Annotated in this window: 11 protein-coding genes, 1 pseudogene and 1 riboswitch; of the genes and pseudogenes, 9 read left to right on the top strand and 3 right to left on the bottom strand. The window is 69.3% G+C overall.

Translation table 11 applies throughout. The features are described 5' to 3' along the window. The first annotated feature begins 21 nt into the window (after positions 1-21). Both Y710_RS07765 and Y710_RS07760 read left to right on the top strand, forming a co-directional pair. Positions 22-1,764 carry a glycerol-3-phosphate dehydrogenase/oxidase gene (locus Y710_RS07765; protein WP_062367050.1) on the top strand — a complete coding sequence of 581 codons (1,743 nt, stop codon included), beginning with the start codon at positions 22-24 and terminating at the stop codon, positions 1,762-1,764. A 79-nt stretch (positions 1,765-1,843) separates the two neighbouring features. Further along, on the top strand, positions 1,844-2,266 hold the full coding sequence (locus tag Y710_RS07760) for a pyridoxamine 5'-phosphate oxidase family protein (RefSeq protein ID WP_045539388.1): 423 nt from the start codon (positions 1,844-1,846) through the stop codon (positions 2,264-2,266). A gap of 6 nt (positions 2,267-2,272) precedes the next feature. On the opposite strand, the gene Y710_RS07755 is transcribed toward Y710_RS07760, so the two are convergent. From Y710_RS07755 to Y710_RS07745, 3 genes are all read right to left on the bottom strand, one after another. Further along, positions 2,273-2,776 (bottom strand): nuclear transport factor 2 family protein, encoded by a 504-nt coding sequence (locus Y710_RS07755; RefSeq protein WP_045539390.1) that lies wholly within the window; start codon positions 2,774-2,776, stop codon positions 2,273-2,275. An 83-nt stretch (positions 2,777-2,859) separates the two neighbouring features. Next, positions 2,860-3,645 carry a DNA-formamidopyrimidine glycosylase family protein gene (locus tag Y710_RS07750; protein WP_062367048.1) on the bottom strand — a complete coding sequence of 262 codons (786 nt, stop codon included), beginning with the start codon at positions 3,643-3,645 and terminating at the stop codon, positions 2,860-2,862. Between the two features lie 2 nt (positions 3,646-3,647). Next, positions 3,648-8,294: an ATP-dependent helicase gene (locus Y710_RS07745; RefSeq protein WP_062367046.1), complete on the bottom strand. Its 4,647-nt coding sequence runs from the start codon at positions 8,292-8,294 to the stop codon at positions 3,648-3,650. A 53-nt stretch (positions 8,295-8,347) separates the two neighbouring features. Then, a riboswitch (cobalamin riboswitch) is annotated at positions 8,348-8,495 on the top strand. Positions 8,496-8,536: 41 nt separating this feature from the next. Between Y710_RS07745 and Y710_RS07740 the strand changes: the two genes are divergently transcribed. The 7 genes and pseudogenes from Y710_RS07740 to Y710_RS07710 all read left to right on the top strand — a co-directional run. Next, complete coding sequence (locus tag Y710_RS07740) at positions 8,537-8,758, top strand: CbtB domain-containing protein (RefSeq protein WP_006896510.1); 222 nt, start codon at positions 8,537-8,539, stop codon at positions 8,756-8,758. A 20-nt stretch (positions 8,759-8,778) separates the two neighbouring features. Beyond that, positions 8,779-9,585, top strand: coding sequence for a CbtA family protein (locus tag Y710_RS07735; RefSeq protein ID WP_006896509.1), 807 nt, complete (start codon positions 8,779-8,781; stop codon positions 9,583-9,585). Positions 9,586-9,590: 5 nt separating this feature from the next. Next, positions 9,591-10,082 carry a histidine phosphatase family protein gene (locus tag Y710_RS07730; protein ID WP_006896508.1) on the top strand — a complete coding sequence of 164 codons (492 nt, stop codon included), beginning with the start codon at positions 9,591-9,593 and terminating at the stop codon, positions 10,080-10,082. 24 nt (positions 10,083-10,106) lie between these two features. Continuing rightward, complete coding sequence (locus tag Y710_RS07725) at positions 10,107-10,913, top strand: 8-oxoguanine DNA glycosylase OGG fold protein (protein ID WP_006896507.1); 807 nt, start codon at positions 10,107-10,109, stop codon at positions 10,911-10,913. Between the two features lie 94 nt (positions 10,914-11,007). Further along, entirely contained in the window at positions 11,008-12,234 is a 1,227-nt protein-coding gene (locus Y710_RS07720) for an acyl-CoA dehydrogenase family protein (RefSeq protein ID WP_006896506.1), read from the top strand. 266 nt (positions 12,235-12,500) lie between these two features. Further along, positions 12,501-13,427, top strand: coding sequence for a hypothetical protein (locus tag Y710_RS07715; protein WP_006896505.1), 927 nt, complete (start codon positions 12,501-12,503; stop codon positions 13,425-13,427). Between the two features lie 65 nt (positions 13,428-13,492). Next, positions 13,493-13,760, top strand: a pseudogene (locus Y710_RS07710) (hypothetical protein); the annotation flags it as partial.

The following is a 13,760-nucleotide window of genomic DNA, read 5'->3' as shown; positions in this document are numbered from 1 at the left end:
CCTCGGGTAGTCTTGCGAAATATGGAGAGCGAGTTCAATCCGGATCGGCCCGCCGACCTCAGCCCCGCCTATCGCGACGAGGCCTGGCGCAGACTGGGCTCTGAACAGTTCGACATCGTGGTCGTCGGCGGCGGAGTGGTCGGCGTCGGCGCGGCGCTCGACGCGGCCACTCGCGGTCTTCGCGTGGCGCTCGTGGAGGCCCGCGACATCGCGTCCGGCACCTCGAGCCGCTCGTCGAAGATGTTCCACGGCGGGCTCCGCTACCTGGAGCAGTTCGAGTTCGGTCTGGTGCGGGAGGCGCTGCGTGAACGCGAGCTGTCGCTGCGTCTGCTCGCTCCGCACCTGGTGAAGCCGCTGCCCTTCCTCGCTCCGCTCACGCGCCGCTTCTGGGAGCGCCCGTACATGGCCGCCGGACTGTTCCTCTACGACCGGATGGGCGGCGCCAAATCGGTTCCGGGACAACGGCACGTGTCGCGGTCGGGTGCGCTGCGCGTGGCGCCGAGCCTCAAGCGCGATTCGCTGATCGGCGGCATCCGGTACTACGACACGGTCGTCGACGACGCCCGTCACAGCCTCACCCTCGCCCGCACCGCGTCGCAGTACGGTGCGGTGATCCGGACCTCGACGCAGGCCGTCGGCTTCCTCACCGAGTCCGACCGGGTGATGGGCGTGAAGGTCCGCGATTCGGAGACGGGGGAGACCACCGAGGTGCGCGGACACTGCGTCATCAACGCGGCCGGGGTGTGGACCGACGAGGTGCAGGCACTCTCGAAGCAGCGCGGTCACTTCAAGGTGCGTGCGTCCAAGGGAGTGCACATCGTGGTCCCGCGCGACCGGATCGTCTCGGAGACTGCGATCATCCTGCGGACGGCCAGTTCGGTGCTCTTCGTGATCCCCTGGGAGACGCACTGGATCATCGGCACCACCGACACCGACTGGAACCTCGACCTCGCGCATCCCGCCGCCACGCGTAAAGACATCGACTACCTCCTCGACCGGGTGAACCAGGAACTGGTGACCCCGCTGACGCACGACGACATCGAAGGCGTGTACGCCGGGCTGCGGCCGCTGCTCGCCGGTGAGGACGACGAGACCTCCAAACTCTCCCGCGAGCATGCGGTGGCCGTCGTCGCACCCGGCCTGGTGTCGATCGCGGGCGGCAAGTACACCACCTACCGGGTGATGGGGGCCGACGCCGTGGACGCCTGCAACGATTACATCCCCACCCGTGTCGCACCGTCGATCACCGAGCGGGTGCCGCTGGTGGGGGCCGACGGCTACTTCGCACTGATCAACCAGTGCGAGCACCTGGGGCAGCGGTTCGGCCTGCATCCCTACCGGATCCGGCGGCTGCTGAACCGCTACGGCTCACTGCTCGACGATGTGCTGTACTACGCCGACGCCGACGAGTCGCTGCTGCAGCCGCTGCAGGCGGCACCGCAGTACCTGCGGGTCGAGATCGTCTACGCGGTGTGGGCCGAGGGCGCACTCCACCTGGAGGACGTGCTCGCCCGTCGCACGCGGATCGCGATCGAGTACAGCCACCGCGGGGTCGACTGCGCGCAGGAGGTGGCCGAGTTGATCGCCCCGGTCCTGGGATGGGACGAGACGAGGGTCGCCACCGAGGTCGCGACGTACAAGGCGCGGGTGGACGCCGAGATCGCCTCGCAGCGCCAGCCCGACGACGCCTCCGCCGATGCGCTGCGCGCCGCGGCACCGGAGGCGCGCCGCGAGATCCTCGAACCGGTTCCCGTTCCGGACTAGCGGCGAATCCGACTCACGTCGCCCGGCTCACAGACCAAGTGCCCTGTACAGCCCGGGCGGTCTGGGCCAGACTGGGGCCATGAGTACGCAGCCGGTGGAGAACCTGAGCAACGAACAGTCGTGGGAACTGCTGGAGGGCAGCGTCCTCGGCAGGCTGGCGGTCTGCGTCGACGGGCAGCCGGACGTCTTCCCGGTGAACATCTACGTGTCGAACGGCAAGATCCTGTTCCGGACCGCGGAGGGCACGAAGCTGGCCGAGCTCGCCGTCAACGACCGAGCAGTGATCGAGGTGGACGCCTTCACCAGCCGGATCGGCTGGAGCGTGGTGGCCAAGGGGCGCGCCCGCATCCTCCGAGACTCCGCGGAGATCGAAGCGGCCGACCAGACCCCGCTCAACCCCTGGATTCCCACGGTGCGGACGACGTACGTGGAGATCGCCGTGGAGGAGATCACCGGCAGGCGGTTCGTCTTCGGGCCCGAGCCCGACCACGAGATCCGCTGATCCGGTTCACCCGGCCGACTCTGCGGCGAAGGCGCCCTCGGTGATGATCGCCCCGGCGTCGAGTGGGCGTGTCACCGACCAGGTCTCGGTGAAGACGCACTTCGACATCTTCCATTCGCCGTTCTCGACGACGTACTCGTCGTCGTATTCGCCGGTGGCGATCGTCTCGGTACGGTCCGACAGGTTGAGCTGTCGGAATCGCAGCGTCCACCGGCCGATCGCAGACGACTCACCGGTGAGCCGGATCTCCGGGTGCATCCCGTGGTGCATGTCGAGGATGGCGTGGCGACCGTCCACCTTGTGCAGTGCCACCTGAGTGAAGATCCGCGCCATCGGCTCGACGTCGTCGAACGCGCCGAGGCGGCCGTAATCGATCCGGGCGCCGGAGGCGATGAAGGCGTCACGGAATCCGCGGGGATCCTTGGCGTCGCAGGCGCGCCAATAGCGGTACTTGAGTTCCTTGATCGCTTCGATCTTCTCGAGTGCGGCCACGCGCTGTTCGATGTCCATTCGTCCTCCTGACGTCGCGGTGCGGGTCGACGCCTGGGGCCGACCGGTCTTGCGCCCGACCCTAGGGGTTCGGCGCATCCGCGTCACCGTGTCTGACATCGCGGACACACATAGATGCTGCGCTCGGCCGGCGGCTCGCCCAGCATCCCGCGTTCGACGGCGGTACCGCATCTGCGGCACGGGCGGCGGTCGCGGCCGTACACCCACAGTTCCCGGCCGCGGCCGGTGGCGCCCGTGGTGACGCGGGCGACGCGCAGCCGGTTGGCCGTCAACAACCGGTGCGCGAGGTCCACCAGTGGCGGCAGGTCGACCGCGGCCGTCGGTGTGGCCGGGTGCACGCGCCGCATGAAGCAGAGTTCGCTGCGATACACGTTGCCGACACCCGCCAGATTGCGCTGGTCTAGGAGAGCGATGCCGATCGGGGTATCGGGGGCGGCGGCCAGATTCTCGACGGCGCGAGCCGCATCCCAATCGTCGCCGAGCAGGTCCGGGCCGAGATGGGCGACCGCGGGGCCGGGATCGGCGAGCAGGTCCAGGACGCCGAGATCGAAGCCGACGGCCTCGATGTCTTCGGCACGCAGCACCACTCGTGCGGTGTGCCACGGCCTGCGCCACTTCGCACCGATGGCGTGCACGTCCCACAGGCCCTCCATCATCAGATGCGAGTGGATCGAGACCGGGGTGCCCGAGGGACGCCGCAGATCGATGAACAAGTGCTTTCCCGCCGACCGCACGGACTCGACGCGCGCACCGGACAGGTCGGTGGTGGCGTAGCGAGGTACTCGGAAGTCGCTGTCGCTCAGGGTTTTTCCGACGAGCGCGGTGCGGAGGCGGTGCGCCGCACGGAACACGGTGTCGCCTTCGGGCACCGCTACCGGCTCCTCGGGTCGTAGTTCATCCGCAGCCCCCGGGGCGTGGTCGCGAAGCCGGAGGCGACCAGTCGGTCACCCAGCGGTGTGCGGCGTACCGGCTCGCCGTCGACCTGATCGATGTGGATGCGCGGCACCGCCCCGGTGGTGACCGCGTGCGACAGCGCCGCCGCGGCCGCCTCGAGGATCTCGGTCTCGGCGGTGAAGGTGAGCACCGTCTTTCCGCCGCGCTCGATGAACACCGCGGCGCGTCCGCCCACCAGGATCACGACCGCTCCCGGCTTCCGGCCGGGCCGATGCCCCGATTCGACGGCTCGCTCGGGCCAGTCGAGGGCCGCACCGTACGGATTCGCCGGATCGGTGGCCGCGAGCACCACCGCCGCGCACCGTTCCTGGCGTGCGACGACAGCCGACTCGCGCAGGATGTCGACGGTGTGACCGGCGGCGAACTGCGCGCCTCCCAGCCCGTCGATGTAGTACCCGCGCCGCACCTGGCCGTTGTCCTCGAAGACGCCGAGCGCCTTGTAGATTCGCGCGAACCCGCCCTCGGTCGATTCGGCGGTCACGGCTCCCTTCGTCACCACGCCGTAGCGGTCGAGAAGCACCTCGCAGGTGGCAGCGGCAGCGGTGGTCGGATCGACGGCGATGCGACGGATCACCGACCACCGCCCCCCGACCGTGGGCGGCGTGGCTGCCGCACCCGCAGCACCCGCCAGATACTGCGACGACAGCCGCGCGGCGCGCAGACGCGGCGGCCGACCGCGAGTCCGGTGGGCGGAGGTGGCCGACGATCGTGCGCTGCGCGGCGGGTTCAGCGCGGCGCGGACCACCGAGAACGAGTCGTTCGTGATGAGCCCGGCCCAGACGAGATCCCACAGCAGGTCCGGCAGTTCACCGTCGGGGATCGCGTGCTCTGCGTTGTTCAGCGCGTCGGACAGCTCGCGGAAGCGCAGGGCCCCGCCCCGGTCGAGAGCGGTCCGGACCGCGTCCTGCGCGGGAGTCAGTTCGGTGTCCTCGGCGGGCCGGAGGGTGAGTGCGGCGGCGTCGGCCAGATGCAGGGCCACCCAGCCGTCGGCCCCGCCGATGCCCCCGTGTCCGGACCAGATCACCTCGCCGGAGGCGGTCAGCTCATCGAGCATCGACGGCCGGTAGTCCTCCACCCGGGCCGGCAGCACCAGCGTCTCCCACGCCGACGCCGGTATCGGCTGTCCGGCGAGTTGCTCGACGACGGCCGCGACGCCGGCGGCGCCGCGCAGCCGTGACTTCCCGGTGACGTGCTGCCAGCCGAGCAGGAATCGGTTGTACGCCTCGGCGCTGACCGGCTCCACTTCGGCGCGCCCGGCCGCCAGCGATCCGCGGCGGAGCTGGGTGAGGACGTCGGAATGGCACCACTGGCTCGGGGTGCGCCCGGTCTGCGGTTCGGGCGGGAGCGGAATGAACTCGCCCTCGATCACCGTTCGTCGCGCCGCGAGCTCTTCAAGGGTCCGGGTCACCACCGCGGGCGCCATGCCGAGAGCTTCCGCGACATCGGCGGTGGTGAACGGTCCGTGGGTGCGGGCGTAACGGTGCACCAGGTCGGCCAGGGGATCGGCGACAGGCTGGAGGTAGGCGGCGGGGACGCCCAGCGGGAGCGGTATGCCGAGGCCGTCGCGGAGGCGCGCTGCGTCGTCGACCGAGGCCAGAGCGGTCGCGCCGCGGAAGGGCACCTCGATCAGGCGGCCGTCGGCGACGAGTCGCTCGAGCACCTCGTCGAGCGGAACGGCGAGTGGGTCGTCGCCCCGGTAGCGTTCGGCGATCTGTCCGGGTGTGCACGGTCCCAGCCATCGCAGCAGGTCCACCACATCTTGATCGTCGCGCGCCCGCCGTTCCGGAGCCGTCCGCTGGAGCCGTGCGACGACCTCCGTGATCACTGCGGGATCGAGCAACTCACGCAGGTCGACGCGGCCGAGGAGCTGGGCGAGCAACGCGGTGTCGAGGGACAGCGCGGTCGCCCGGCGTTCGGCGAGCGGGGCGTCGTCGTCATAGATGAACGAGCCGACGTAGCCGAGCAGCATCGAGGCCGCGAAGGGCGACGGCGTGGACGTCTCGACCTCGGTGATCCGGATCTTGCGCTGCATGATGCGGGTGAGGACGTCCACCAGCGAGGGCAGGTCGTAGACGTCGGAGAGGCATTCGCGGACCGTCTCGAGAATGATCGGGAAATCGCTGAAGCGCGACGCCACCGCCAGCAGCTGGGCGCTGCGCTGCCGCTGCTGCCACAGCGGGGCACGCTTTCCGGGATCACGGCGCGGAAGCAGCAGCGCCCGCCCGGCGCACTCGCGGAACCGCGACGCGAACAGTGACGAATCGGCCAGCGCGCGTGTGACGTCCGCTTCGATGTGCTCGGGGTCGAGGAGGAAGACGTCGGCCCCCGGCGGATCGTCATCGGTGTCGGGGAGGCGCACGATGATGCCGTCGTCGGTGGCAGTGGTGGCCCCGTCGATGCCGAGACGTGCCGAGAGCTGCGCGGCCACGGCACCGGCCCACGGTGCGTGGACCCGCAGGCCGTAGGGGGAGTGCAGCACCAGCCGCCAGTCGCCGAGCTCGTCGCGGAAGCGTTCCAGTACGAGGGTGCGGTCGGTCGGGAGCACGCCGGTGGCATCGCGCTGCTGGGCGATCAGCGCGGACAGGTTGCGCTCTGCATTGGCACTGAGCCCGAGTTCGGCGGCGAGTGCGGCGAGCTTCTCCTCATGGCCCGCGATCCCGATGAACTCACCGATCGCCGCACCGAGCTCGGCCGGACGACCGACGGCGTCGCCGATCCAGAACGGCAGCCTCCCCGGCATGCCGAACGCGGGCGAGACCAGCACCCGATCGTGTGTGATCTCCTCGATTCGCCAGCTCGACGCGCCGAGGGCGAACACGTCGCCGACCCGTGACTCGTAGACCATCTCCTCGTCGAGCTCTCCGACCCGGCGGGGCTGGCCGCTTTCTGCGCGGTCGGTCCCGCCCACGAGGAAGACGCCGAACAGCCCGCGGTCGGGGATGGTCCCGCCGGAGGTGACCGCCAGACGCAGGGTGCCGCGCCGGGCGGTGAGCCGCCCGGCTGCGCGGTCGTAGTCCACCCTCGGGCGCAGTTCGGCGAATTCGTCGGACGGATACCGGCCGGATATCAGATCGAGGACGGCGTCGTACACGTCGCGGGTGAGGGTCCGATACGGCATCGCGCGCCGGACGGTCGCGTACCAGTCGTCGACGTCGAGATCGTCGACGGCGGTCGCCGCGATGGTCTGCTGGGCGAGGATGTCGAGCGGGTTGGCCGGTACCGAGAGCGCCTCGATGCGGCCGGCGAGCATTCGCTGCGCCACCACCGTGCAGTGGATCAGGTCGGTGCGGTGCTTCGGAAACAGCACGCCGCGACTCACCTCGCCGACCCGGTGTCCGGCGCGGCCGATGCGCTGCAGCCCGGCCGCGACGGACGGCGGGGCCTCCACCTGGATCACGAGGTCGACGGCACCCATGTCGATGCCGAGTTCCAGTGAGCTCGTTGCGACCACGCACCGGAGCCTGCCGGATTTCAGATCGTCCTCGATCTGTGCACGCTGCTCTTTGCTCACCGAGCCGTGGTGGGCGCGGGCGAGGACGGCGGGCGCGCCCGCCGTGTCTCCACTGGCCGAGACGTAGGCGGGCATCCCGCCGGGCACTGTCGGGTTCGGTCGGTCCGGGTCGAACTCGATGCCCGCGCGTTCGGCGGCGATCTCGTTCAGCCGGGCGGTCAGACGTTCGGCGAGACGACGAGAGTTCGCGAAGACGATCGTCGAGCGATTCTCCTCGATGCGGTCGACGATCGCCGACTCCACGTGGGGCCAGAGGGAACCGGCGGTCGGGGAGAAGGCGTCGTCGAGATCGTCCGTCCCGGTGTCCGGCGGCGGGATGGCGGTCATGTCCTCCACCGGCACGTCCACGGAGAGGTCGAAGGTCTTCGCCGCAGGCGGCTTCACGACGGTGCAGTCGCCCTCGCCCGCCAGGAACTCGCCGACGAGTTCCTCGGGCCGCACGGTCGCTGACAGCCCGATGCGCTGCGCGGGCCGCTCGAGCAGCGCATCGAGCCGTTCGAGCGAGAGCGCCAGGTGCGTGCCCCGCTTGGTCGCTGCGACGGCGTGCACCTCGTCGACGATCACCGTCGTCACCGTGGCGAGGGTCTCGCGCACCGAGGAGGTCAGCATCAGGTAGAGCGATTCGGGCGTGGTGATCAGGATGTCGGGCGGATGGGTCTGCAGCCGTCGGCGGTCGGCCGCCGAGGTGTCCCCGGACCGGACTCCGACCGTGATCGACGGTGCGTCGAGTCCCATGATCTGCGCCGCGTGCGCGATGCCCACCAGTGGTGCCGACAGGTTCCGCTCCACGTCGACGGCGAGTGCCTTGAGCGGTGAGATGTAGAGGATCCGGACACCCGGAGCGGTGCCCGCACTGCCGCCGGTCGCGGCGTCGATCCGCTCGCGGTACAGCGAGTCGATGGCCCACAGGAAGGCTGCGAGGGTCTTGCCCGACCCGGTCGGAGCCACGACGAGGGTGTTCTCGCCGCGGGCGATCGCCGTCCACGCACCGGATTGGGCTCGGGTCGGCGCGCCGAACGCGTCGCTGAACCACCGCTGCGTGGCCGGATGCATGCTCCGAAGGATCTGACTGCCCGATGCCACACTCCCATTCAAGCGCACACCTGTGACACTCAGCGGATTGCGGCCGGCGGTACACTCAGCGGGCCGATGCGGTTAACCCGGTGCGAATCCGGGGCGGTCGCGCCACTGTGAGCGGTCCGCCGACGACGCCGTCGGACTGCGAGCCAGACAGTCGCATCGGTGTGAACAATGCCGACCCCGGGCGCGTGATCCGGGAGAACAGGACGTCGACGATGACCGCATCCACCGCAACGCAGGGCGTACGTTCCCTCGCCGTGCCGAACCTCTCCGCCGCGAGCGCGGCCCTCTGGCTCACCGCCACCGTGGCACTCGCGGCGCTCGCCTACTACTTCCTGGGATACGACCAGGGCGCGGTGTCGGTGTTCGGCAGCGACACCCATGTCCACGAGTTCGTGCACGACGCACGGCACTTCCTCGGCTTCCCCTGCCACTGAGCCGGGGAGACAACAGAACAATGGAGCGCAGATTCACCGGCGCAGGCGTGCTCGCAGGCCTGATCGCCGGACTGGTGTCGTTCGTCTATGCGCGGATCTTCATCGAACCGCAGGTGCGGCTGGCCATCGACTACGAGGAGGAGCGGTCGCACGCCGAGTCGATGCTGTCCGGCGAGCATGCACACGAGCACGAGATCTACAGCCGAACCGTCCAGGAGAACATCGGTGCGGGAGTCGGCACGGTCGTCTTCGCCGTCGCGATGGGCGCCCTGTTCGCCGTCGCGTTCACAGTTCTGTGGGCCTACGTGGGACGTCGGTGGCCGGCCGCGGACCCTCGGGCGGTCGCAGCGGGGCTGGGTGCCGTGGCCTTCGTGGCCGTGATCGGCGTCCCCTACTTCGTCTACCCGCCCAACCCGCCCGCGGTCGGCGAGGAGGACACCATCGGAGCGCGGTCGGGCGCCTACCTGACGCTGACGCTGGTGTCGGTGGCGCTGATGGTCGTCGCGGTGATCCTCGGCTGCCGGCTCGCGGACCGGATCGGCGGACTGTGGTCGGGTGTCACCTCCGCGGTGGTGTACCTGGTCGGTGTGACCATCACGGCCGCGCTTCTTCCCGAGTTCAAGGAGATCCCCGGTCCGGTGATGGACGGCGACCGGATCGTCGGCGCCGGATTCCCCGGACAGGTGGTGGCCGACTTCCGGGTGTACGCGATCGCGAACCAGGTACTTCTGTGGACGGTCCTGACCGTGGCGTTCGTCGCGCTGCTCGGCGTGATGATGCGCCGGTCCAAGACTTCCGACCGCACGCTCGCGGAGGTCGGCGCCTGACGTCGGTGCATCTGGTGGTCGCCGCGCGGACCGCACCCAACAGAGCGGTCCGGTTCGGCGGCGAGCACGACGATCTCGACTCGCGTGGCCGCCGGGATGCGGCGGCGCTCGCATCGCGGCTGCCCCGGGCCGGACGGGTGATCGCCGGACCCGAGAGATCGGTGACGCAGACCGCACGCCTGGCGTGCGGTCTGTTCGGCGTCGACCCGCGACTGGCGTCGCTCGACGTCGGCCGCTGGCGGTCGACCGCGCCGGAGTCGGTCGACCCGGCGCAGTTGGGCGCCTGGTTCGGCGATCCCCTGTGGTCGGGCCACGGCGGTGAGTCGGTCGGCGCGTTCGTGGGTCGGATTCGCGGCGTTCTCGCCGCGCTCGCCGCGGGTGGGCCGGCGACGCTCGTGGTCGCGGGCCCGGTCGCACAGGCCGTGCTCTGCGAGGACGCCGCGAGCTTCTTTGCGGCCGACGTGTGCCCGGGCGGGCTGTACACGGTCACGCTCTGACGTCGCGGAGCAGGTGCGACGTCGATGTCAGAGGGCCGTGCGACCATCGGCCGCATGGACGAGAGTTGGAGCGGCGACGGCGCGGACGCGCACCTGGTGATTCCGGCGGACTGCATCGCCTGGTGCCGGAACCAGCCCTACGCCGAGACGGTTCTCGAGGATGTCGTCGAAGTGGATCTCGACTGGTGGAACGAGCGCCTGGCTCAGTGCGAGATCCCGGCGCAGGTCAGCGGGCGCGATGCGGACGGAACGCAGGTGTGGAAGGGCACCGCGTACCTGCGTCGGGGCGATCTCGAGCCGGGTGTGCACGGAATGGGCCTCGGTGACGAACCGGAACTCGATCGCCTGTACATGTGTGCCGCCTGGCTGGCCGAGCACCCGCTGCGCGGCGGTGTCCGCCGATTCGTCGACGTCCGGTCCGGGCGGGATGCGGGCACGCCGTTCGCCGCGGTCGAGCGTGCGCTCGTCGCCTGCCGGCGCGCTCCGGCACTGATCGACGCCGCGGCGTATCGGGACTGGTCGGGATGGCCGGTCGCTCCTGGTGTGGGCCACGTCCTGATGTCCCTGTACTGCTGGGCGATCCACTCCGGGGCACCCGACCGTCCGCAACTGCTGGATGCTGCCAGCGCCGGCAGTCTCACGTGGAACGGCTGGCTTGTCGCGTCGTCGGTGTCGCACTACTCCGTCCGCAGATACGTGCGGTACAACTCCCTGCTTCACCGCTGGGCCGCGCAGGCGGGCGTGGCGCCGGAACTGGTCGAGATGTGGCTCAATCGGCAGTGGCACAGTCGCCTGGCCGAGGCCGCCGTACGGGACGGATCGGCGCTGTGACGAGCCGGTCGACTGAGGGCGTCGACCTACCGGGTCGGTGACACGATGCGCTACCGTCAGACCTAAGTGAAACGTGTTCCAGTTTGGAGGCTTGATGTTCGAGTGGTCTGAGGAAGATGTGATGGTCCGCGACGCTGTGCGCGGCTTCATCGACAAGGAGGTCCGGCCCAATCTGGAGGGTCTGGAGTCGGGGTCGCTCCCGCCGTACGACATCCTCCGCAAGATGCTGGCGACCTTCGGGATGGACTCGATGAACGCCGAGAGCCTGGAGAAGGAGCTCGCAGCCGAGGAGGCGGGCGAGCCGCGATCCTCGGGCGGCGGATCGAACAGTCTCGCCAACTCGATGTTCCTGATCCTCAACATGGAGATGGCGGGGGTCAGCCTGGGCCTCATCGCGTCGATGGGCGTCTCACTGGGCCTGACGGTCTCGACGATCCGCAGCCGCGGCACCCTGGCGCAGAAGCGTCGCTGGCTTCCGGAGCTGGTGACGATGGAGAAGGTGGGGGCGTGGGCCATCACCGAGCCCGACAGCGGCTCGGACGCGCTCGGCGGGATGAAGACGACGGTGCGCCGCGACGGCGACGACTACATCCTCAACGGCAACAAGACCTTCATCACCAACGGCCCGTACGCCGACACCATGGTGGTCTTCGCCAAGCTCGACGAGGGCGACGGCACGCCGATGCGCGATCGCAAGGTGCTCACCTTCGTCCTCGACAAGGGCATGGAGGGACTCACCCAGGGCAAGCCGTTCAAGAAGATGGGCATGATGAGTTCGCCGACCGGTGAGCTGTTCTTCGACAACGTCCGGGTGGGCCGGGATCGTTTGCTCGGAGAGACCGAGGAGACCGGATCGGACAAGCGGGGCGGCGACAGCGCGAAGGCCGGATTCACCGCCGAGCGGATCGGCATCGCCGCGCTGTCCCTGGGCATCATCAACGAATGCCAGCGGCTCTCCATCGACTACGCCAAGACGCGCACCCTGTGGGGACAGGAGATCGGAAAGTTCCAGCTAATTCAGCTCAAGCTCGCGGAGATGGAGATCGCGCGGCTCAACGTGCAGAACATGCTCTTCGTCGCGATGGAGGCGGCCAAGGCCGGCAAGCCGCCGACACTGGCCCAGGCGTCCGCGATGAAGCTGTACTCCTCCCGGGCGGCGACCGAGGTCGCGATGGAGGCGGTGCAGCTCTTCGGCGGCAACGGCTACATGGCCGAGTACCGCGTGGAGCAGCTGGCGCGCGATGCGAAGTCGCTGATGATCTACGCCGGGTCGAACGAGATCCAGGTGACCCACGTGGCGAAGGGACTGCTGGCGCAGTAGGGCGCGCGACCGAACCACATCGACTCCGACCGATGCCCGCAGGGGAACCTGCGGGCATCGTCGTGTCCGGCGGGCGGTGCGCCGCCCTCCACTTCGTGCCGGCCGTCCTACGAACGGCCGATATGTCGCAGTTTTTGTGCTGGCAGCACGCAATTCGGGACGTATCGACAGCTCGATGAAGCGTTCGCCCTCGTCGGATCCATACATTTATCGGACGCTGTCGCGGCGCCCTCCCACCTGATCCCGCGCCGCGAATCGAGGAGGCTGTGTTGAAAACCAAGATCGTGCTGCGACGACTCGCAGCGGCAGGGGCGATCGCTGCGCTGGGCGCGGTCGGCGTGATGTCCGGATCGGGTGCGGCGGACGCCGACACCGTCGGTCCGGCGAAGGGCAGCAGCAGTGCCGTGAACTTCTCCCGCGAGATCAGCGGACTCAAACTGGTCGACGGCAAGGTGCCCAACGGAGAGGTCATCACCGTCACCAACCGGCTCGACCGCAAACTCGCATGGCTCATCTACTGGGTCAAGGACACGCACCCGACGTGCATGGAGGCCGTGCCCAACACCTCGGTGTGGAAGGTGAGCGGCAAGACCTACACGAACAATCCGAACGTCTCCGGCGCCATGAAGCCCGACGAGTTCTCCTCCGGTCCGGGATGGGCGAAGATCGACGCGCCCGCGGCCAACTCCTGGGAGAGCATCGCCTGGTCGCAGGACTACCTGCTCAAGTGCGACGTCGGGGTGCTGAACACCGGCGGACTGCAGTACTCGACCACCTGGGTGGGCGACAACGGCGACCATCCGAACGTCGGCCCGAACATCGAGGTGACGCGCGGCGTTCCCGGGATCTCGGTGAACCCGAAGGATGCGATGGCCGACAACGACGTCGAGATCACCGTCAAGAACCCCGACGGCCGCCCCGGCGACAAGGTGGTCCTCACCGCCGACGGCAAGTCGCTCGACGGTTGCGGCAACCTCGAGCTCGACGGTGACCGCCGCGTCAGCTGCACCTGGGTGCCGAAGAAGGCCGGGACCTACCCGCTGCGCGCCGTCATCTCCAGCGCAGAGCCGGTCACCGTGACCGAGAGCGTCTACGTCTCGGCCAGCCCGGCGAGCGGCAGTCTCGGTGGAAGCCTCGGCAGCGGAAGCGCCGGCATGGACACCGGAAGCATCTACACGGGCAGCCTCGGATGAGCGCGCATACCAACACCTCGAGAAAGCAGACGAACATGTCGACAATCAGACGGACAGTGGCGGTCGTGGGCAGTTGCGCGGCGGCTGCCGCGCTGGCGGGAATCGGCACCGGTGCGGCGGCCGCCGACACCGTCGGCCCCGTCAGCGGTGAGAACGACACCGTGAGTTTCCAACGATCGGTCGAGGGCGCCACCCTCGTCGACGGCAAGGTGAAGGTCGGTGACACGGTCACCATCACGAATCGGATCGACCGGAAGATGTTGTGGCTGGTGTACAGCGTGCGCGACAATCATCCGTCGTGCTTGCAGGCGGTGCCGAACACCTCCGTGTGGA

The sequence above is a fragment of the Gordonia sp. QH-12 genome, assembly GCF_001578675.1.
Classification (GTDB): Bacteria; Actinomycetota; Actinomycetes; order Mycobacteriales; family Mycobacteriaceae; genus Gordonia; species Gordonia sihwensis.
Note: the sequence above shows the minus strand (reverse complement) of the source record. Positions and strands in the feature narration are given on the sequence as shown.

Excerpts from the sequence above, each read along its gene's own strand:
- Y710_RS07765 (WP_062367050.1), top strand. The coding sequence starts at position 22 with ATGGAGAGCGAGTTCAATCCGGATCGGCCCGCCGACCTCAGCCCCGCC.
- Y710_RS07760 (WP_045539388.1), top strand. The coding sequence starts at position 1,844 with ATGAGTACGCAGCCGGTGGAGAACCTGAGCAACGAACAGTCGTGGGAA.
- Y710_RS07755 (WP_045539390.1), bottom strand. The coding sequence starts at position 2,776 with ATGGACATCGAACAGCGCGTGGCCGCACTCGAGAAGATCGAAGCGATC.
- Y710_RS07745 (WP_062367046.1), bottom strand. The coding sequence starts at position 8,294 with ATGCATCCGGCCACGCAGCGGTGGTTCAGCGACGCGTTCGGCGCGCCG.
- Y710_RS07740 (WP_006896510.1), top strand. The coding sequence starts at position 8,537 with ATGACCGCATCCACCGCAACGCAGGGCGTACGTTCCCTCGCCGTGCCG.
- Y710_RS07735 (WP_006896509.1), top strand. The coding sequence starts at position 8,779 with ATGGAGCGCAGATTCACCGGCGCAGGCGTGCTCGCAGGCCTGATCGCC.
- Y710_RS07725 (WP_006896507.1), top strand. The coding sequence starts at position 10,107 with ATGTCAGAGGGCCGTGCGACCATCGGCCGCATGGACGAGAGTTGGAGC.
- Y710_RS07720 (WP_006896506.1), top strand. The coding sequence starts at position 11,008 with ATGTTCGAGTGGTCTGAGGAAGATGTGATGGTCCGCGACGCTGTGCGC.